Below are 19,138 nucleotides of genomic sequence, written 5' to 3'. Positions count from 1 at the left end.
CCACAGAACCGAGGACACCACCGGCGCGGAGTTTTGAGGCCAGGAGCCGGTGAGATGGATACACCGACTCCTCTGCAGGCGTATCTGCTCAAAGCCGTTCAGAACCTCGCCTACGACAACCACCAGACCTTTCAGCGCGCACGCTACGCCGGTCACACCAGCCCACCGCCGGAGGTAGTGGCGCACGTGGACATCAGCGACCGGTCTCGCGAACAGCTCGAGGAAGTGGGGCTGGCTGTGGGAGTGCCCAAGGCGTGGATCGACTACGTCCGCGCCGCCGGGGAACGCGGCACCTCGTGGCAGCCAGGGCAGGTGATGCTCGGGTCTGGACACGTCCAGCGCAGCGCACTCACCGCGGCACTGGGCCAGCAAGTCCGTCACTTGCAGGACATGGCTGGTGTCGCCGCAGCACACACCCGCTACACCGTGCTCGACAGCGATGAGGTGGCGCGGTTTCGGCGAGTCTTGGGGATGACCTGGCAGCGTCTCGGCGCGGTCGCCCACGCTCTGTCGTTGAGCGAAGAAGAACGCCACCAGGTGTGGCAGCGCGGCCACCAGCATTGGTCGACCGCGGTGGCCGGGCAGGTCCGCGATCACAGCGATCAGCAGCTGGCAGCGCGGTGGAATGAGGTCGCGAGCTCCGACTTCACCGCTGTCGCGATGCCAGTGATCGTGCTGCACGCCGCCGGAATCACCCACGACGACATCGCCGCGCAGATGCCCGCCTCCCCGGACCACATGGTCGAACTCGTCGTCGACGCTCTCACCGCCGCGGGCCGCGGCCGTGCCTGGCCCCCGATCACCGACCCGGCCCATACACCCGAAGCCGCCGGGATCAACGCCGCCGTCCAGGCCGCCGGCCTGGACGGCGACCCGCCCGCAGCTCTCGGGATTGCCGACAGCGGGACCGCACCAGAGCCCGCCGCCGCAAGCGCCGACGTCGACCACGGGCACGAGCCGTGAAGCCTGCGCCCGCAGCTGCATGGTCGCGCTCCGTGATCCGAAAACCACTGAACACCACTCCTTTCCAAGAAAGAGGCACAAAACAGATGAGTGAACCGATACCGGGGTTGGATTATCTGCCCAGCTGGAAGCTGCGGCTGCTCGAACGAATCCAAGACGCCTCCGTCGACCACGCTCGGCTGCTGTTTTCCAGCCACCCGAACTACGAGCCGCGCGACGGCGGCGGGGAAATCCCGATGCAATCGTGGCGCACACAGCTGCGCGCCCTCGCTGCTGCACGTCACGAGATCGAGATCCACGCCGTCGCAGTCGGTGTGCCGAGAGCAGCGATCGATCAGGCGCGCGCGGAAGGGGAGCGAGGAGTGCGGTGGGGCGACAGCGTGCACATCACGCGCACGATTCGAACCCGGGAAGATCCAGTGCGCGCCCACATGGTCGAAGGCATCGCCAATGATGTGTGGCAGCTCGAGCACATGGCCGCGATCAGCGTCGAACACCGGCTCCGCGGCATCGGTGACCGCTTCCCGCCCGACACGGTAGCGGTCGAGCAGTTCGACCGGAACATGTCCGCGCTGTGGGCACGGGCGAATAAGACCGCCCACGTCATCGGCCTGACGGGTGACGAGCGCGCCGAGTTGTGGGACCGCGACCAAGCCGGTTGGCGGCAGCTGGTGGTGGCGACTGTCCACCGTAATGGCGCCGCCCCCCTGCACGAACGCTGGCGCGCCTACGCCTGGCCCGGTATCGAACACGAAGCACGTCGCAGCATCGACACCCTCGCCGCGGGCGGAGTGACGGTGCACGAACCGGGTGCGGCGCCACCGACCCCGCACGTACTCATCGACCGCGCGACCGAAGCCCTCACGACCATCACACCCAGTGACGTGCTCGCCGCGGACGCGAGCATCGGCGCGGCGGTCGACGCCGCGCTGCCGCCGGACCTTACCGCGGTATGGGACAGCGAACCGGCCACCGAACCCGATGACCGCCCACCCGAACCGGGCCACTCAGCTGGGCACGAGCTGTGAAGGCGCGTAGACGATGACGACTCCGGAATCGGAATTCTCGACCCCGCAGACGGTGGTGCAGTGGCAATCCCAGCTGCTGATGCGCATCCGGCTGCTGGCCGCCGAGCACACCCGCATCCTGGACGCCGGGTGGGACAACTTCGAGGCCCTCAGCGGCGACAGCGATTCGCGGCGGGCGTGGCAAACGCATGTGGATGGGCTCGAGGCCCAACGTGAGCAGGCCGAACAGACCGCACTGACGGCAGGGATCGAACCGGCGTGGATCGAAGACGCTCGTGAGATCGGCATTCGCAGCACCCGTCCGCGCGTGGATGCCGGGGTCCGGCAGAACCCGTCGCGTGACAACGCTGCCCAGGATTTCTACTTGGACATGCTCCACCTGGATTTGTGGCATCTCGAACGGATGGCCGCTATCTCCGCCGCCCGCGCCGACCGTCTCGCCACCGGACGGTGGAGCTTCGGCACCAATCCCGCAGCGGCCGCACAGTTCGCGCGCAACATGCAGTTGCGCTACGAACGCGTCACCGCCCTGGCGCACGCCGCGCACATCACCGCGCACGAAGCCGACGGGCTGTGGGGGGCGAGCGCGGAAAGAGAACGGCGCGGGCATGCGATCCACCTGGAAACCTACGACGAACTGGCGCTGGTCAACGAATGGAACTCCTACGCGAAAGCCAGCGGCGAGCTCGCGGTACCGCCCTACATTCCCACCGACCCCGATACCGGCACCCCCATCGCTGGCGCCGAGGTCACCCCGCCGACACCGCAACAGATGATCGACACCGCCGCGGCCTCGCTGCGCGCGCAGTTCGTCGACGCCGCCCTGGAGCACACCGATGCAACAGATCCCGCCGCCGCGGCCGCCATCACCGACGCCGTCGACGCCGCGCTACCCGAAGGCGAGCACGCCTGGGACAGCGAACCCAACCACCCTGGCCAATTCGGCGATGCAGAGTCGCGGACCGACCTGGGCACCGACCCGTACTAGCAGCAGCCTCCAGGGAAAGGACCACGCCACCGACCACTGATCTCACCTGACGAACTCGTTCACGCGCTGATGTCGACGCACCGGTCACGGGTACTGACCGGGGCGCCGAAACCGCACTGCCAGGGGACATCCGAGAACACCGCCGCGCCAGCCGTCATGTGGCGGTTCACGGCAGACGCTTCCCTTACCGGAGGTCGACGATGTCCGACACCACACTCGATTCCGTTCTCCCGCGACGCCACCGGCCGTGGCGCGGCCGTGACAGTGATCGGCGGGTTCAGCGATGAGCTGGCCCGATCCGCGACACGGAACCACCGATCCCGCCTACTACCGAGACGCCGCGACCAGCGCCGAAGCCGAACTCCGGGCCGATTTCACCCGCTACTACCAGCTGCGGGAGATCGCGCCGCACGGCGAAACACCCGCCCAGCAGCGGGAATTCACCGCCCAAGCTGATGCGCTGGCCGCGCGATGGGGCCGCCACGAATCGCCCGAGCACCGCACCTTATGGGCGCAACTGCAAGCCGCGGTCGCCGGGTGGGAGGCACGCCCGGAATCCACCCGCGCTGCCTTCGACCGCATCACCCAAGCCAAAGCCGACGGAGACCTCGATGTCGACCCGGTGGTGTGGCGCAACCTACACCAAGCCGCCCAAATCACCGGCCATATCGAACCCGTCGTCAACGGCTCCGAACAGGACCGCGCCCGCTGGAGACCACCCGACCGCTCCCTTGCGCAGGAAGCCGACCGCGCGACCCTGCTCGACCGAGCCCTCGGCGGACACGCCCCGGGGCCGGCCAGCCTGGCCGAGGTCGACGCGATCATCGCCGAAACCGATCAGCTGCTCGAGGCCGAGGAAGCAGCCGGGGACCTCGACACCGGCCGTGACGAGCGCACCGCCCGCCAGCGCACGGCGCTGCGGCAGCTGCAGGACTCGACCGCCGAGCACACCCGCCTGGCGGAGGCGTGGCCCGGCTCACCTGAACAGGACCAAGCCCACATCGCGCGGCTGGAATCCCTGTTGGCCGCCGCCCGCACCGCCCGCATCGACGCCGCTGTGGCAGGGGTACCGGCCGCCGACATCGAAGCCGTCTACCGCGCCGGACGCGACGGCAGCTACTGGCATCAACATCCCGGCAACCCGCAGGCATACAGCACACCGTCGGGCGGGCCCGCCGCGACCGCGTACCAAGGGCTGGACCTGCCGCCGCCGCTCGGCGAGATGCCCCCGCCGGAACCGAGCACGGCTTCCGGCGGCGCCGAGATCGACGAGGCCATCGGCGCAGCCCTGCCCGAGGCCGACGTCGGCGACTGGAGCCCCACCGACGGCGGTGAGGAACCCCACGCGGCGCCAACGCCGGGCCTGGACCTCGACGCCGACATGTCGCGGTGAAAACCCGCCCCTCCCAACCTTTCCCACTCTCCTCGAAAGGGGTTGATCATGATCTCGACCAGAGAGACCCGTCGCCGCACCACACGTGGTGTGGGCGAGGAAACCACGCTGCTGCTGGCGTTTCTGGCGTTGGTGGCCTTCGCGGTGTCGCTGTGGGCGGCGTTGAGCCTGGGCAGCTGGTGGGCCGGACTGCCGGTCACCCGCCACCCGGTCACCGCGCTACTCGAAGTCGTCGCCGGCCAGCACCCCTGGCCCTGGCAGGCCAGCGTCCTGGCCGTCGCTTTCACTGCCGCCGGGGCCGGGTTCGTGGTCGCGTGCTGGCGAACGTTGTCCGCGGGCAGCGAGATCGACGCCGCCGCGCGCACCATGCAACGCCCGGCCCACATCCGGATGGCCCGCGCGAGGGACAACCTGTCCGCCAACCGGCGGCTGCTGCGCGACGCCGAACCCGAAATCCAAGCCTTCACAGGCCCACCACTCGGGAAAACAGTGATCGGTGGCGTGGGCCTGTTCGTGCCGGCCGAGCTCGGGGTGACGATCGCCGCGGGCACCCGCACCGGCAAAACGATGGCGTGGGCGATCCCGGCGGTGTTGTCGGCGTGGGGACCGTGCCTGGCTACCAGCAATAAGCCAGACCTGTACCGGCACACCGTCTACGGGCGCGAGCAGCGTGGCCGGGTCTGGTTGTGCGACTTGCAAGCAGTGACCGGCCGGGTGGAGTGCGGGTTCTGGGTCAACCTCCTCACCCAGGTCACCACCTTGCCTGCCGCCCGCAAGCTGGCCGGGTTCTTCGTCTCAGCCGCGTCGGGCTCCGCGTCCCAGGCGGCAAACGCTAAGGTGGACAGTTACTTCGACGGGGGCGCGCAAGAACTGTTGAGCTTGTATCTGTATGCCGCGGCCTGCGCGGGCGGGGATCTGCTGCATGTTGCTGAATGGCTCGGCAAAGATCAGGACCAGACCCCGGCGCTGATCCTGCGCCACTACGGCCACTATCGTCCCGCCGACCGCATCCTCGAATCCCAAGGGCTGTATGCGCGTCAGCGCGATGGTCTCTACGACATGGCGCGGCGGTTTTTGAACGTGCTCTCCGATGAGGGCTACGCCCGCATGATCACCCCACCCCAGCGTGTCCTGTTGGCGGTGCGCGAGGAAACCGACGCCAAGACTCGCAAGACCGGTGTCGTCATCGGCAAGACCGAACAAGACCGCACGCATGATCTTCCGCAGTTCGAACCCGCCGACTTCGTGACCTCCAGCGACACGCTGTATGCGCTGTCGATGGCCGGACCCGACGGCGCGACCCCACTGACGTCGGCGTTGGTCGGGCAGATCCTGGAAGCCGCGCTCGAGGCCGCCCGCGCCCGCCCGGACGGCCGGCTAGCGGTGCCGATGCTGGCGGTGCTCGATGAGGCCGCGAACTGCGCACGGATCTCGGAACTGCCGTCGTATTACACCTACGCCGGCGGCTGCGGAATCGTGTTGATGACGATCTTGCAGGTTCTCGAACAAGGCGAGGACCTGTGGGGCGTCAACGGACTCGCGACGATGCGCGCCCAAAGCATCGAAGTCTACGGCGGCGGCATCGCGGCGACCGACTATTTGGAGCATTGGTCGGCGATGACCGGCCCGCACGATGTGGCCGACCGCTCCCGCAGCCGCGGCGCCCAAGGAGTCAACAGATCCCTGTCCTGGCGCGCGGAACCCATCCTCGATGTCGCCCTGCTGGCCGCCCTTCCGAAAGAGCGGGCGCTGGTGCGGCTGCCGAACCACGGGCCGGTGGTGGTCCGCAAGATCTGGTGGCAGCACACCGGATACGCGCCGCTGATCCGGAAGTCCCTGGCGCGGTTCGAGAAAGCCGCCAACCAGATTCCGCTGCCCGCCAGCGACGTCGACAACGGCCCGGCGGGCGGTGAGCAGTCGTGACCGCGCCGAGTGCGGCGGGCAAGAAGCCGCCGATGCCGCCGAGCTACACGCATTTCACCGAATTCGCCGAGCGGTGGTTGTTGCCGTTCATCACGGTGCGGCTGGCCGAAGCCAACCGGGAGAACACCTACACCTGGTGCAACAAGTGGTGGGCGCATCGCCCGGTCGCGGTGCGGATCGCGCATTTGCATGCCGCGTTCGAAGCGCAACGCCGTGCACGCACCGGCAACGGGTTCAGCACGTTCGTGCTGTCCCACGTCGACGCCCACGTCAAAACCATCCTCGATGCCGCCAACGGACCCTTACACCGCTGCACCCGCACCGTCCACATCGCCACACCCACGCTGCCGTTCGACCCGGTCCCCGTCGGCTGGTTCACACCCGCCTCCCAGCCAGCCGGTACCGCACCCGGGGCAGCCGGCACGGAAGGGGCCAAGAAGGGGCCGCCGCCACGGTTCGCCCATTACAGCGATTTCGTGCAGGAGTGGCTGTTGCCGGTCACCGCGGTGCGGATCGCGGGCAACAACCGTGAAGGCCAATACACCTGGTGCCGCCAATGGTGGGCCCACCACGGTGTGACCGTCCGGTTCGCCGGGCTGCACAAGGTGTTCGAAGCCGCCCGCCGCGCCGAGGACAAGACCGCGATGAGCAGCCTGTTCACCCGGCACATCGACCCACACCTGCGCCACATCCTCGACGCCGCCAACGGCCCCCTGCACCGCTGCACTCCCGATCAGCACATCGACACCCCCGGCCTGCCCACCGCACCGATCCCGGCCGCCTGGTTCGGCGCCCCCGGCGCGAAAACCCCCATCGAACGCCTCGGGTTCGGACCCGACTTCCGAGCCCTCGCCAACGCGACGGCGGAAGGACCCGGATCATGACGGCGCCGACACGCCCGCAGGTGAAGGTGCTCAAGTCGCTGCAGAACCAGACCCTGTTCCTGAACCGCATGCTGGCCACCGCCACCGAGCGCCAGCAGCGGACCGGTCAACGCCCGCCGCAGTCCTGGTATGAGGACTTCCACGGCCGCGCGATCCTGCGCGAGGAACTGACCAACGCCGCCCACGCCGGTGGGGTGCCCCGCGCGTGGATCGATCACGTCAGTGAACGCGGCGCCCGCGGCATCCACTGGCGCGCCGACCTCTACCTGCGCGCCCCCGAACCACGCGACTGGGACCAGATCCTGGGGGGCCTCGACGCGGACGTGCAGCGGCTACGCGAGTGGACCGCCCTGCACGCGGCCTACCGCCAGATCAACCCCGCTGTCGAAACCGGCGTCGCCACCGACTTCGACCGCACTCTGCAGGCCCTGCGGACGCGGACCGCGGGGGTGGCGAACCTTCTCGGGCTCACCGCCGACCAGGGCCAGGAATTGTGGGGCACCACCTCTGATTGGCTGCAGGCCGGGCACACCACCCTCGATGGTGTTCCCGCCGAGCGGCTGGTGCAGCGCCGGCAGGCGGCCGCGCACACCGACAACAGCGCCTACGCCCTGCAAGCCACAGCCCTGGCCACTGCCGGCATCACGATCGACACCGCGGCAGCCTTACCCGACCATGACGATCTGGCATCCGGTATCGGTGCCGCGCTCACCCTCCCGCAGCCGCTGTTCCGGTCCGCCGCCACTGGTGCCGACATCGACACCGCGATCAGCGCCGCGAACCTCACCAGCAGCCCCGGCATCGACTCACTCCTGGGGCCAGCGGAATTCAGCGACGCACCCACCATCGACGCCTCCAGCTACGACACCGCCGCAGACCTCGACCTGCACCCGCCGGAATTTCTGTCGCCCATCGACGGGATCGACCCATGACCGGGCCGCAACCGGCACTACACGTCCGGGATATCGCGCCCGCACACGCGACGCTACTGCGCCGGGTCCACCAACTGGCCGCCGCCGCCACCCGCCTGCACCAGACCAACCGCACCACGGACCCCGACGCCACGCCCAGCAGGCGGGTCCTCGCGCAGATCGCCGCGATCGACCGCGACCGCGACCTGACCGAAATCCAGGCCCGCGCCAACGGTATGCCAGCGAGCTGGGTCGATCTCGCTCGCCGCCTCGGGCACACCGGCCAGGCATGGACCGACGACCACCTACTCCCGACACCGCGGCCGATGGCGGGCCGCCGAAACACCCAACGGGTCCTCGACGACACCCGCCACCTGGCCGACATGGCCGCGATCACCGTCGTCCGCCAGCACCTACTCGCCACGAGCGGGATCGCCGATGAGCCCGACCCTATTGCGGCGCAGCAACTCCGGCGAAACATGCAAGCGCTCTGGACCCGCGCCACCGCCACTGCCACCTCGATCCGCATGAGCCGCACCGACCGCGCCGACGCATTCGCAGCCGCCACCAGGGACATCGACACGAACGTCGAACGCTACCGGCACTACAGCCTCGATGACCTCGACGCACAGTGGCGCACCTACACCACACCGGCCATCGCCGATGGCGTGCGGCGCTCACTGAAAAGCCTGCGCCGCACCGACCGCGCCACCAACACCACCACCACCGGCAGAAGCGATGCCGAGAGCGAGACACCCCCGACACCGAGCGTCCTGCTCGACCACGCCCGCCACGCCCTCGACACGGCCAGCACCGATCGATCCGAGGCAGGAGCCTCGATCGACGCAGCGGTCACCGACGCGATGCCCGATGCGGCGACCCATCGCTGGGACACCGGCACCGACGTCCGCGACAGCGAATCCACAGGAGTCGAGGCATACCCGGACGCCGGACCCGATCCCTAGCCGACCAGGAACCGAACATGTTGCCCCCCTTCAATTCTCACCCGAGAAGACGCCATGCACGCACCCGACACCGGCGGCCCCGCCGACACCGCTCCACAGCACGCGAAGACCGCGTCGACCCGCACGCTGCCGCCATGACCCGCCCGCCCGGCCGTCGAGATTCGGCCCGGCCGAACGACCACCGCCGGGTAGGTCACCGACGCACTATCCGGCGCAGACCAGCGACCATTCCGCCCTCGAGATCAGGAGACCGATCCATGACCCTCAGCCTCGACCACTACACCCGCCCCGCCGCCACCCACCGACACCAGCTCGGCGACCACCACCGCATCACCTATCTCCCCGACGGCGTCGCGCTGCTCGAACCCCAAGCCTGGCTGCCCGGCTCCGACAACCAGACCTGGGCCGAGCACCCCCACCTGATCAACGCCGACGGCTACCTGGTCACCAGCGTCGGTGCGCTGCTGGTCGAATACGGCAACCGCGCCCTGCTCATCGACACCGGAGTCGGGCCACTGGCCGTCCCCACACCATTCGGGCTCCTGCGCGGCGGGCAACTGCTCGACAGCCTCGCCGCAACAGGCAAAAGCCTCACCGATATCGAACTCGTCGCCCTCACCCACCTACATCTCGACCACATCGGCTGGCTCTGGCAAGCCCCGCCCGGCACCTCGAGCAGCCCGTTCGCCGACACCCCGGTCCTGGTCGGGGACACCGAATGGGAACAGCGTGACCTCGCCTTCGCCGACGGCGCCAGTCCCGAGATGATCGACGTGTTCGCCGCGCAAGTCCGCACCATCGGCGACGGGCAGGAAATCTTCCCCGGCGTCCACGCCGTGGCCACACCCGGTCACAGCCTCGGCCACCTCGCCTACACCATCACCTCGCCCGGCCACCGGCTGATCGTCTTCGGCGACGCCATGCAAACCCCGCTGCAGATCACCCACCCCGAGCTCACCGGTGCCATGGATGACGACCCCGTCGAATCCCTCGCCACCTGTCACCGACTGATCAACGAACTCGCAACTCCTGGCGTCCTCGGCTTCGGCCTGCACTTCGCCGACGTCCAACTCGGCCGAGTCACCATCCACCCCGATGGCCACCGGACGTGGCAGCCGCAATAACCACGCGCCCAACGGCATTCGACGCCTCACACCAGGACTCCAAGACCGTCCACACCCCCAAAAACACTAAGGACAGCTATGCAACCCGCCCCCCGATCCGCCGGACTCACCGTTCAGATCCGCCCTGCCAGCAGCCGCGCCGAGCTACGCGAGTTCACTCGATGGCATCATCTCGCCGGTGTGCCGCAAGCACGCCGAGCCGGACGCAACCTCGTCGATGTCAGCGATGCGGGGATCCTCTCCACCGGGCTGACACGCAGCTACGCAGTGTCGGTGCAGAACGCCACCAGCACGCCAGGCAGCGTGCCGACGGTGCTGGCCGCGCGAACGATGGCGCTGGTCGCCCTCGCCCATGGCCGCCCGGTCGGCGGCCTGTCCGCTGGCCCCTCGTTCTTCCTGTGCGCGCAGATCGCGGCCCTCGGACCCGCAGTGATCTTGCAAGCCGCGCTGACGACGATCAAAATCCACGCACTCGCAGTCCAGCCCGGCTACCAGCGGCTCGGCATCGGCACCGCGTTGCTGCGTCAGGCGATGACCACCGCCCGCAATGCCGGAGCACGGATCGTGTACGGCCAATTCGACAGCAGCTCTGCGCCACTGGCTGCGTTCTACCGCCACTGCGGTGTGAACCTGTCCGAACCCGGCGCACCACTGGACCTGGATACGCTCATCGACCTGCCCGCGATTGTCGCGTCTCTACCGGGGGAGACTCTGTTTCATCAGGTGGTGAACCAGTGACCGGCGCATCAGATCGCCCGCTACAGGCGAACGGCCACCAACCGTTACACCGCTTTCCGATTTCCCGATCTTCAGGTGGATCGGGATCGGTGGGATCGGCCTGGGTGTGGCGCTGCGGCGGGCGCGTCGACCGGCCGCTGGTAGCTTGACTCGGTTTCACGCGGCCCTTGGGCGCCGGCACCTGATGCCGGTCTTTCTCGACGGCGTTGGATGCTAACGCGGTTACCGCTGGGACGGTGGGCCATACTGTCCGCCGTGTCGATGACATTGGCCGAAGTGGCCGAGCACGTTCGCCGCAGCGGTGGTAACACCGTCACGCTCGACGCTGCGACGGTGCGCTACCGCAGCGTGAACACCTGCGAGTACGACGCATGCCTGGATTGGTGCGCGCAGCTGTGGATGAGCGTTGAGGATCTCGACGGCTACGAACTATGTGTCGGCTGCGCTGATTTTCTGACCATTCGGTTGGGCCGTGAGCTGGTGGCCGCCAACGTGCTGGACTCGTATTCCCGAGCTGCGGTGGAATTCTCGCCACTCTTCGATGGTGAGTGGCTCAATGACGCGGTGCAGGATCAATTCGATGCGACACCGATCAACGACGTCGTCGTGGTGCTGCCAGCAGAGCTGGCGCCCCCAGTGCGCGGACATCAATTCGGCGCGTGGATGATCAGCGAGATCAGCGATCGGATGTTGTCCTCCCACGACGGCGTGGTCGTGCTGACACCCGTTGCCGAGCACACCGATCCGATTTGCACGCCGGATCAGCTGGCGACTGCACGGCTTTCCCGCTACTGGCGCACGTGCGGGCTGGTCCCGATCACCGCTTACCCGGAATTCCTCGCCCAGTCCAGCGCCTACACCCACCTCGAGGACGCACGCACGGCCCTCGCCGACGTCGCCCGACGCGACATCACCATCGCCGTCACAGACCTGGCCCGCTGGTCCGAGCCATACGCCAGCCACGACGAATGGACCTGAACGTGTCGCGCCCACGCCGTCGGCCAATCCAGAGGCACAGGTGAGCGGGCAGTTTCGGCTGCGAGATAGGTCAGTCTGTGGCGGGAGTTCCGCTCATTTCGCCAGCAGACTGCGCCAGGTACCGCTCGCGCACCGAAGGTGGACTCAACGCCAGCGCAGCGGAGATCCAGGCGCGATCTTCCCGCGCCGGGTCCTGTTCGTCGAAGGGACTGGCCAGCGGGCGAACTGCGGTGCCCGCCGGGTCGCTGTCGTAGGGATACGCTCCCCATGTGGCTGCTTCGCGCCATGAGGGATGACACCAGAACTCGGCCATGAGTTCGTAGATGAGCGGTCGCAGATCCTCGCTCGGCAGTTTGGTCAGCTGCTCGGTGAAGGTGTAGAGCGTCGCGCGGTAGGTATGGAGTCCCCACGCCTGGGCCGCGGGATTGTCGGGGGTTTGCAGGACTGGTTCGATCTGTCCTGCTGGGGTTTTGCGGTAGCCGGTGACGATTCCGTGGTCGCCCATGCAGAACGTTTCGACGAGAAACGGCGCGTCTGGCACCCGCCAGTGCAGGCCGTCGCCGGTGGCGGTGTTGTACATGTAGCCGGCAACCCGGTCGAGGTTGGCCGGGTCGACTGTGCGCGGCTCATAGCCCCACAGCAGCACATGCGGCCGTTGCGGTCTGGTGGTGTGGCAGGCGCGCAATAGGGAGTCGATCATGCGGCCGGTCCATCCGGCATCCACCAACCCGGTTCGTGGGTCGATGAGAAGGTGTTCGGTGGCGTAATCGACGAGCATGCGGCGGGTTTCGGTGATGCGGTCGCCGACGGCATCCCTGATCTGGGGTGTGCGCAGGAACCGTCGCATGGCGTCGGCTTGCCGAGGCTGGTCGGCGCGGGTGTCGGGATGCAGAGACACCCCGGCAGCGACCAGCATTGGTGTGTAGTCGTCGAGCCGGAGGCCCAGCCGCGCGCACAGGTCGGCGGCGTTGGATTTCATGAAGCTGTTGAACAGCCACGCTTCCTCGTCGAGCCGCGTGGGGCTGCTGGCGGCCAGGCTCCAGGTCAGGCGGCTGCTGTAGACATACTCCACCTCGATATCCACGCCGAGGACAGGGGAGAGGCGTCGGGTGAGTTCGTAGAAGATCTGCCCGTCGCGGGATAGAAACCGCAGCCGCGCCAGGCCGCGTCGATCGGCTTCGCGCAGCATCCATACGACGGCACCGACCAGCGCCGGTGCCGCAACCCCGGCCGCGACATCCCGGATCACCCGCTGGTGTTCGCTGGCTGCCGCAACGAGCGAGCGCGCTGCCCGACTGGCGTCGCAGAACAGCGCGGCCGTGTCGCCGGGGTGTCGGGAGTGGTCGAGCATGATCTGCTCGTAGCGGGTTGGACTGGTGGCGGGTTCGGGCATTGTCACCATTCTTTCAGCACCAACTCGATGCTGTCGGGGTCGGTGATTCCGTGGCGGTGACAGATCGCGAGTGCTTCTTTCACTTCCGGTTCCGGGTCCTCGCCGCATCGCTGTTTCAGATGGGCGAGGCTGGCGTGGACTCGGGCGATCCACAGGTCGTCGCCCAGGGTGGTGAACAGGCCGTGGGCGTCGACCAGAGCGGTGGTGGCGGTGTCGTAGTCACCGCAATCGCGGCAGAGCATACCGAGTTGGCGTTGCGCGCGTGCCTGGGCGGGACGGTCGCCGCTGGTGCGGTAGATGATGTCGAAGGCGATGTCGAGGTGCTGGTGTGCCTGGCTGTAGCCGCTGGTGGCGCGGTGGAGGTCGGCCAGACTGAGATGGCAGCGGGCGATCCAGCGGTGATCAGCGATGGATTCGAAGATCTCCAGACTACCGGTGAGGTCGGCTTCCGCGTGTGCGCGGTTGTCGGCGAGGCGATAGGCATCGCCTCTGTTGCGCAGGGTGACCGCGATGCCGCGGCGATCGGCGAGCCGATCGAACAGCGACAGCGCATCGCCGAATACCCGCAGGGCGTGGTCGAGATTGCCGGTGTTGCGGTGGACGACCGCGATATGCCGCAGGGTGCGCGCCTGCCACCGCTGGTCGTCGAACTCCTCGAACACTGTGAGTGCTTGCTCGAACATGCCCAGTGCTCGAGTGTTGTCCCATTGGTCGCGGTGCACCAATCCGTAGCGAACCCGGGTGCGAGCGTGGTCGAGTTCGTCACCGAGGTGGCGGTAGAGCGCGAGGCTTTCGTCGAAGTAGCGGCCGGCTTCGGTGAAGCGGGACAGGCCGCGGCTGGCGTCGCCGAGGCCGTTGAGGATTCCGGCGACGGATCGATCGTCGGACTCGCCTTGCGCGGTCAGCAGTGAGGCGGAGAAGGCGTCGAGGGCGTCGTCGAGGCGGCCCTGGTAGCGGCGGGTGTCGCCGATGAGTTTCATGGTCGCGGCCCATCGGCGATGGTCGCTGAGACGACGGAAGATTGCGGCGGCTCGGGTCAGCATCGTGGCGGCTTCTTCGAACCGGCCGTGTTCCCGGTGGAGCGCACCGAGACTGCGCAGGATGACTGCTTCGGCATAGCCTTCGGCGGCGACAGCGCGGGCGGCGTCCAAGGCCAGCTCGTGGGTGTGTGCCCACGCCTGCCAGTCCGCGCGCCAATCGAACATCGCCGAGAGCGCGGCGGCGAGCTGCCAGGTCTGCTCCCACAACCCGAAGTGATGCGCAACATCCACGGCGGCAACGAGATTGGCCTGTTCGACGGTGAACCATCGCCGCGGGTTAGTGCGGGCGAGATCGACTGCGGCGGCGGCACGGTCGGTGTCGTCGGGGTCGAGGTCGCTGAGTTCGGGGTCGGTTCCTGGGTGCAGGATCGAGGCCGCGGTTTGCACGGCGGTGGTGTAGTCGCTGATGAGTCGTCGCGCGGCGTGGCGGCGCGCCTCGTCGGTGTCGTGACGGGCGGAGCATTCGCGGGCGAAGACGCGGATCAGATCGTGCAGGCGGTAGCGAACCGTGCCGGTGGCATCGAGTCCGGCGATCTCGACCAGTTGGGCATCGACGAGGTTTTCTAGCAGCTGCTCGGCCGTGCTGAGGTCGGTGTCGAGCAGAGCGACGAGGTTCCACGCCGGGAAGCTCGCGGCGGTCAACGCCAGCATCCGGAACGCGGACTGTTCCTCGTCGCTGCGGCTGTGATAGCTCAACCCGAACGAGGCACGTACTTCCAGATCACCCAGGGCGAGCAGATCGAGGCGGCGGCTCTCATCGGCCAGACGCTCGGCGAACCATGACACTGTCCAGCTCCGGCGCGACATCAGCCGGGCGCCCGCGATCCGCAGCGCCAGCGGAAGCCCGCCGCACAGCCGCGCCACCCTGCGTACCGCGTCCGGTTCGGCGTCTGCGCGGCCGGCTCCGATGAGCGCCGAGAGCAATCCGATGGCCTCGGCGTCGGGCAGAACATCGACAGGCACGTGCATACCTCCCAGCGTGGCGATGGGTATGCGGCTGGTGACCAGGACAGCGCACCCGGCGGTGCCGGGAAGCAAAGGCCGCAGCTGAGTTTCGTCGGCCGCGTTGTCCAGCACGACCAACACCCGACGCCCCGCCAGACACCCACGGTACTTGCGGGCGCGCTCGTCGAGACCTTCAGGAATGTCGGCGCCCTCGACACCGAACTCGCGCAGGAACCCTGCGAGAACCTCGGCCGCATTGGCCGGGCTGGGGTTGGTACCGGCGAGGTCGACATACAGTTGCCCGTCGGGATACACCTGATGGACCTGGTGGGCGACGTGGACGGCCAGCGCGGTCTTGCCCACACCGGCGGTGCCGGACACCGCAGCGATCGTGACCGCGGTGGTGGACGGACTCTCCAGCAGACCCGTCAGCCGAGCGACCTCGTCATCGTGTCCGGTGAACACGTCGGTGGCCGGCGGCAGGTGCATCAGCGTCCGAGCGAAAGGCAGGTCATTTGCGGATGGTTGTGGTGTGGCGGGGGCGTAGTCGGGGGCCCAGCCGAGGGTGACGGGGTTGGTGGAGAACAGCCGTGACAGCAGGTCTTGGTAGTCCCAGCTGGGCCGTGCCCCGGCCTCCCATTCCATCCACGAGCGTGCGACCAGGCCGCGGGGTTTGAGGTTGTTGCGTCGACACATCTGGTGGAACTCCTCCACCGCCTGCGCGACAGTCCATCCCCAGGCGAGTCGATGAGACTTGAATGCTGAATGTCCGCAGTGGCTGGCGATTTCGCTGGCGATCGTATGCAGCGATTCGATGGGCGGCTGCTGCCCGTCAGCCAGCTGCCCCGCAGCTGTGTCACGGATGCGCTTGGCGCACGTCGGCGCGCACAATCGAGACCTGTTGTCGCCCATCTCTCATCCGCCCCTGCCACGTACCCGGTGAACAAACCCACGGTAATCCGACTCTGACGAGCACACCGGCTAATCCCGGTACGCGGTGATCATTTCGTGTGCCGGATTTCAAGATGAGAGCCTGCCTCCGCCACCGCAACGGCCTGTGCCCAAAACCCGCTGGGCCAGCGGCGATGCGCGGGAGCGCCGCCCCATATCCGTGCGGCGTCCTCTCATCTGTCGCTGATCGCGTCTGCCCGAGACGCTGGTTGTCACCACCGTTCTGCGGTGTCGAAGCAGCAGGAGGGAGGAGGGAAATGGCGGCGGAACTCGGCGACGAATTGCCCCTCATCCGGACCGATATCCCGCAGTCGGCGCGGATCTGGAACTACTGGATGGGCGGCAAGGACTTCTACGAGATCGATCGCATCGCCGGCGACGTCGGCATCGAAGTCGACCCCGATATCACCACCATGGCCGTGCAGTCACGGCAGTTCCTCATCCGCGCGGTCGGCTACCTCGCCCGCGAGGCCGGGGTGCGGCAGTTCCTCGACATCGGCTGCGGGTTGCCGACGATGCACAACACCCACGAGGTCGCCCAAGCCGTCTGCCCGGAGTCGCGGATCGTCTATGTGGACAACGACCCTTTGGTGCTCACGCACGCGTGGGCGCTGCTCACTTCGACCACTCCGGAGGGCTTGGTCGCCTATATCGACGCCGACTACCACGATTCCGAGCGGATCATCGCCGACGCCAAGAACGTCCTGAACTTCCACGAGCCGATCGCGGTGATGTTCATGGGGGTGCTCGGCCACGCCAAGACCTACGACGAGCTGCTGCGGATCGTGCGCACCGTCATGGACGCCGTGCCGCCGGGCAGCTATCTGGCGATGTGGGACGGCACCGACGACAGCACGGCGTACGTCACCTTGTGGGAGAACTACACCCGCACCGGCGGCACGCCGTATACCCCTCGCCCGCAAGCGCAGATCAAAGCCGTCTTCGACGAGTTGGAGATGGTCGAGCCCGGCTTCGTGTCCATCACCCAATGGCGCTCCGGCGACACCGCGGTAGGTGAGATCCGCCCGATCTCCGCCTACGGCGCGACCGCCCGCAAGCCGTAGCTGGATCAGGACGAGGCAACTCATGTCGCATGACCGCAACCGGATCGGCGTCGTCACGAACGCGTCTGCCGGTGACCCCGGGATGCTGTCCGGCCACCTGCGGGAGGCGCGCGTGAACACCGTTGTGGACAGAGATCTGTGTCTTGCCAAGCACCGCGACTACGCCGCAGATGACCCGCAGTTCCAGTCGATCACCGAAGCCCGGTTGATCCTGGTGATCCACTCCGGCCACGGTCCGCTGTTTTTGCCGGTATCTCGCGGCCGCGGCCTACAGCGCAGGCCAACAGGCGCAAGAAGACCCGGACGCCTAGTCGCCCAAGTGTGCACACGGGCGCAAGGCACACAACCCAATCACGATGAAAGGCAACGCCAGTGACCACCGGGAAGTCTGCCGTACCGCCACATCCGCCGGTCGACCTCGCCCGACTGCCGGTGCCGATATGGGGGCCGGGGTTCGCCGCCGACCCGCGCAGCGCCTACCAGGCTATGCGCGCCGACCACGGGCCGCTGGTCACCGTTGAGATCGCACCGGGCGTGACAGCGGTACTGGTCCTCGACCATGACATCGCGCGACGGATCCTGCCCGATGACGACCATTTTCCGGCCGATCCCCGCGGCTGGCAGCACATTGTCGCGTCCGACTGTCCCGCGCTGCCGTTGTTGAGCTGGCGCCCTGATGCCTTGCGGTCCGATGGCGCCGAGCACGCCCCCTACCGGGTGCGGTGACCGACAGCCTCGAGTGCATCGAGCAACGAGCGTAACGGGCGGCATGGGATGCCGTGGAGAGGTAAAGGGGTGACATTTCGCTGCTGCGTGACTCAGGATGTCATGTGATCGGAGCCCAGAACCGGTACTACTCAACAAGTTCCGAGGTCCAATGCCCTTCGGGACAGCTATGAAAAAGCGGAGCAGAGAAGGGTTGCTCGATGGTGGGTGACGCAGTCGTCATCACTACAGGCGGAACCATAGCCGCGACCGGATCAACACATCTCGACGGTGCTGACTTGGTGCACGCACTGGGTTTGGCCCATCCAGTCCGGACCCGTGCAGTCTGCTCGCTCGGCTCATGGGAGATGGACTCTGCAGACTGGCTAACTATCGCGGACGCGGCTGTGGACGAGCTCCGAGCCGGTAGCCGTGTGGTCGTCACGACAGGCACCGCGACTCTCGAGGAGCTGGCCTATTTCCTGCTGGAGGTCACAGGGAACGCGGACCTGGTTGTGACCGGCGCAACTCGGCCACGATGGTCACCCAGCGCGGACGGCGAGGCGAACTTGAAAGCGGCACTGATGGTGTCGACCTCGACTGAGGGGCTGGGCACGGTTGTCGCCATCGGCTCGATGGTCTATTCGGCCCTGGACTGCTATAAGGAGAACGCCAATCGAGCGGATGGGTTCGCCGCACGACACGGAGGGGCGGTCGCCACTATCACTGGCGGCGCAGTGGTGCGGCACGGGCATCGCCGTGTTCACATGGACGCTTCCGGTGTTCCCTCTTGCCTTCCGCTGGCTAGGGTTGCCACCTTCGCCCTGGGAACTGAACCGTACCTGGCTGACTTCGATGACTTCCGCGCGGATGCGCTTGTCGCGGAAGCACCCGGACTGGCGATGGTGCCGCCGACCGCCAGGAAGTATCTGTGCCACATTGCCGCCTCGAAACCCGTTGTCGTGGTAGCGCGGCCACCGCGAGGACTCGGCATAGATCGCGTCCACTACCCGGACATGTGGGACGACCTCGAGTGCGCAGGTGTGATCGTCGAGCCGGTGTTGGACTTGCACAAGGCGCGGATACGGATGGCGCTCCTGCTCGGGCACGGCCTGTCGCGTTACCTGCCGGTGGCTCTATGACCC

The 19,138-nt window shown here is 67.6% G+C and carries 17 protein-coding genes; 15 read left to right on the top strand and 2 right to left on the bottom strand.

The genetic code is table 11. The annotated features are described in order from the left end of the window. Positions 1 to 54 precede the first annotated feature (54 nt). The 11 genes from NA4_RS22710 to NA4_RS22660 all read left to right on the top strand — a co-directional run bounded on the left by NA4_RS22710 (position 55) and on the right by NA4_RS22660 (position 11,895). The gene (locus NA4_RS22710; protein WP_067473522.1) at positions 55 to 963 is read left to right on the top strand and encodes a hypothetical protein; all 909 of its coding nucleotides are present in this window, start codon (positions 55 to 57) and stop codon (positions 961 to 963) included. 86 nt (positions 964 to 1,049) lie between these two features. Further along, positions 1,050 to 1,991, top strand: coding sequence for a hypothetical protein (locus NA4_RS22705; RefSeq protein ID WP_157129230.1), 942 nt, complete (start codon positions 1,050 to 1,052; stop codon positions 1,989 to 1,991). A 13-nt stretch (positions 1,992 to 2,004) separates the two neighbouring features. Continuing rightward, positions 2,005 to 2,979 (top strand): hypothetical protein, encoded by a 975-nt coding sequence (locus tag NA4_RS22700; protein WP_067473516.1) that lies wholly within the window; start codon positions 2,005 to 2,007, stop codon positions 2,977 to 2,979. A gap of 283 nt (positions 2,980 to 3,262) precedes the next feature. Further along, on the top strand, positions 3,263 to 4,372 hold the full coding sequence (locus NA4_RS22695) for a hypothetical protein (RefSeq protein ID WP_067473514.1): 1,110 nt from the start codon (positions 3,263 to 3,265) through the stop codon (positions 4,370 to 4,372). A 48-nt stretch (positions 4,373 to 4,420) separates the two neighbouring features. Further along, positions 4,421 to 6,295 (top strand): type IV secretory system conjugative DNA transfer family protein, encoded by a 1,875-nt coding sequence (locus tag NA4_RS22690; RefSeq protein ID WP_067473512.1) that lies wholly within the window; start codon positions 4,421 to 4,423, stop codon positions 6,293 to 6,295. Further along, positions 6,292 to 7,179, top strand: a complete 888-nt coding sequence (locus NA4_RS22685; protein WP_067473509.1) for a DUF4913 domain-containing protein — start codon at positions 6,292 to 6,294, stop codon at positions 7,177 to 7,179. The genes NA4_RS22690 and NA4_RS22685 overlap by 4 nt, the downstream gene beginning before the upstream one ends. After that, complete coding sequence (locus NA4_RS22680; protein WP_067473506.1) at positions 7,176 to 8,111, top strand: hypothetical protein; 936 nt, start codon at positions 7,176 to 7,178, stop codon at positions 8,109 to 8,111. The genes NA4_RS22685 and NA4_RS22680 overlap by 4 nt, the downstream gene beginning before the upstream one ends. Beyond that, a complete protein-coding gene (locus tag NA4_RS22675; protein ID WP_067473504.1) occupies positions 8,108 to 9,055 on the top strand; it encodes a hypothetical protein in 948 nt (315 codons plus the stop codon). The genes NA4_RS22680 and NA4_RS22675 overlap by 4 nt, the downstream gene beginning before the upstream one ends. A gap of 257 nt (positions 9,056 to 9,312) precedes the next feature. Next, entirely contained in the window at positions 9,313 to 10,179 is an 867-nt protein-coding gene (locus NA4_RS22670; protein WP_084497351.1) for an MBL fold metallo-hydrolase, read from the top strand. A 78-nt stretch (positions 10,180 to 10,257) separates the two neighbouring features. Further along, a complete protein-coding gene (locus NA4_RS22665) occupies positions 10,258 to 10,917 on the top strand; it encodes a GNAT family N-acetyltransferase (protein WP_067473500.1) in 660 nt (219 codons plus the stop codon). A gap of 255 nt (positions 10,918 to 11,172) precedes the next feature. Beyond that, positions 11,173 to 11,895, top strand: a complete 723-nt coding sequence (locus NA4_RS22660) for a hypothetical protein (protein WP_157129229.1) — start codon at positions 11,173 to 11,175, stop codon at positions 11,893 to 11,895. 70 nt (positions 11,896 to 11,965) lie between these two features. Here the strand turns inward: NA4_RS22660 and NA4_RS22655 are convergent, their stop codons facing one another. Together NA4_RS22655 and NA4_RS22650 are read right to left on the bottom strand one after the other, a co-directional pair. Next, positions 11,966 to 13,288 (bottom strand): hypothetical protein, encoded by a 1,323-nt coding sequence (locus tag NA4_RS22655; RefSeq protein WP_067473494.1) that lies wholly within the window; start codon positions 13,286 to 13,288, stop codon positions 11,966 to 11,968. 2 nt (positions 13,289 to 13,290) lie between these two features. Beyond that, complete coding sequence (locus tag NA4_RS22650; protein WP_169811096.1) at positions 13,291 to 15,969, bottom strand: ATP-binding protein; 2,679 nt, start codon at positions 15,967 to 15,969, stop codon at positions 13,291 to 13,293. 512 nt (positions 15,970 to 16,481) lie between these two features. On the opposite strand from NA4_RS22650, the gene NA4_RS22645 reads away from it, so the two are divergent. The 4 genes from NA4_RS22645 (at position 16,482) to NA4_RS22635 (ending at position 19,135) form a co-directional block, all read left to right on the top strand. Then, the gene (locus NA4_RS22645) at positions 16,482 to 17,288 is read left to right on the top strand and encodes an SAM-dependent methyltransferase (RefSeq protein WP_067473488.1); all 807 of its coding nucleotides are present in this window, start codon (positions 16,482 to 16,484) and stop codon (positions 17,286 to 17,288) included. Between the two features lie 22 nt (positions 17,289 to 17,310). Then, positions 17,311 to 17,664, top strand: coding sequence for a hypothetical protein (locus tag NA4_RS40630; protein ID WP_157129228.1), 354 nt, complete (start codon positions 17,311 to 17,313; stop codon positions 17,662 to 17,664). Beyond that, positions 17,661 to 18,014 carry a hypothetical protein gene (locus NA4_RS22640; RefSeq protein ID WP_067473485.1) on the top strand — a complete coding sequence of 118 codons (354 nt, stop codon included), beginning with the start codon at positions 17,661 to 17,663 and terminating at the stop codon, positions 18,012 to 18,014. The genes NA4_RS40630 and NA4_RS22640 overlap by 4 nt, the downstream gene beginning before the upstream one ends. 200 nt (positions 18,015 to 18,214) lie before the next feature. After that, complete coding sequence (locus NA4_RS22635; protein WP_084497349.1) at positions 18,215 to 19,135, top strand: asparaginase domain-containing protein; 921 nt, start codon at positions 18,215 to 18,217, stop codon at positions 19,133 to 19,135. The last annotated feature ends 3 nt before the right edge of the window (positions 19,136 to 19,138 follow it).

It is taken from the genome of Nocardia amamiensis NBRC 102102, assembly GCF_001612745.1.
Lineage (GTDB): Bacteria > Actinomycetota > Actinomycetes > Mycobacteriales > Mycobacteriaceae > Nocardia > Nocardia amamiensis.
The sequence above is the reverse complement of the archived record's forward strand: the minus strand, read 5'-3'. Positions and strand labels throughout refer to the sequence as shown.

Bases quoted from the DNA above. Each gene is read 5' to 3' on its own strand.
- NA4_RS22645 (WP_067473488.1), top strand. From the start codon at position 16,482: ATGGCGGCGGAACTCGGCGACGAATTGCCCCTCATCCGGACCGATATC.
- NA4_RS22695 (WP_067473514.1), top strand. From the start codon at position 3,263: ATGAGCTGGCCCGATCCGCGACACGGAACCACCGATCCCGCCTACTAC.
- NA4_RS22680 (WP_067473506.1), top strand. From the start codon at position 7,176: ATGACGGCGCCGACACGCCCGCAGGTGAAGGTGCTCAAGTCGCTGCAG.
- NA4_RS22690 (WP_067473512.1), top strand. From the start codon at position 4,421: ATGATCTCGACCAGAGAGACCCGTCGCCGCACCACACGTGGTGTGGGC.
- NA4_RS22710 (WP_067473522.1), top strand. From the start codon at position 55: ATGGATACACCGACTCCTCTGCAGGCGTATCTGCTCAAAGCCGTTCAG.
- NA4_RS40630 (WP_157129228.1), top strand. From the start codon at position 17,311: ATGTCGCATGACCGCAACCGGATCGGCGTCGTCACGAACGCGTCTGCC.
- NA4_RS22705 (WP_157129230.1), top strand. From the start codon at position 1,050: ATGAGTGAACCGATACCGGGGTTGGATTATCTGCCCAGCTGGAAGCTG.
- NA4_RS22675 (WP_067473504.1), top strand. From the start codon at position 8,108: ATGACCGGGCCGCAACCGGCACTACACGTCCGGGATATCGCGCCCGCA.
- NA4_RS22650 (WP_169811096.1), bottom strand. From the start codon at position 15,969: ATGTGTCGACGCAACAACCTCAAACCCCGCGGCCTGGTCGCACGCTCG.
- NA4_RS22665 (WP_067473500.1), top strand. From the start codon at position 10,258: ATGCAACCCGCCCCCCGATCCGCCGGACTCACCGTTCAGATCCGCCCT.
- NA4_RS22700 (WP_067473516.1), top strand. From the start codon at position 2,005: ATGACGACTCCGGAATCGGAATTCTCGACCCCGCAGACGGTGGTGCAG.
- NA4_RS22635 (WP_084497349.1), top strand. From the start codon at position 18,215: ATGGTGGGTGACGCAGTCGTCATCACTACAGGCGGAACCATAGCCGCG.
- NA4_RS22670 (WP_084497351.1), top strand. From the start codon at position 9,313: ATGACCCTCAGCCTCGACCACTACACCCGCCCCGCCGCCACCCACCGA.
- NA4_RS22655 (WP_067473494.1), bottom strand. From the start codon at position 13,288: ATGCCCGAACCCGCCACCAGTCCAACCCGCTACGAGCAGATCATGCTC.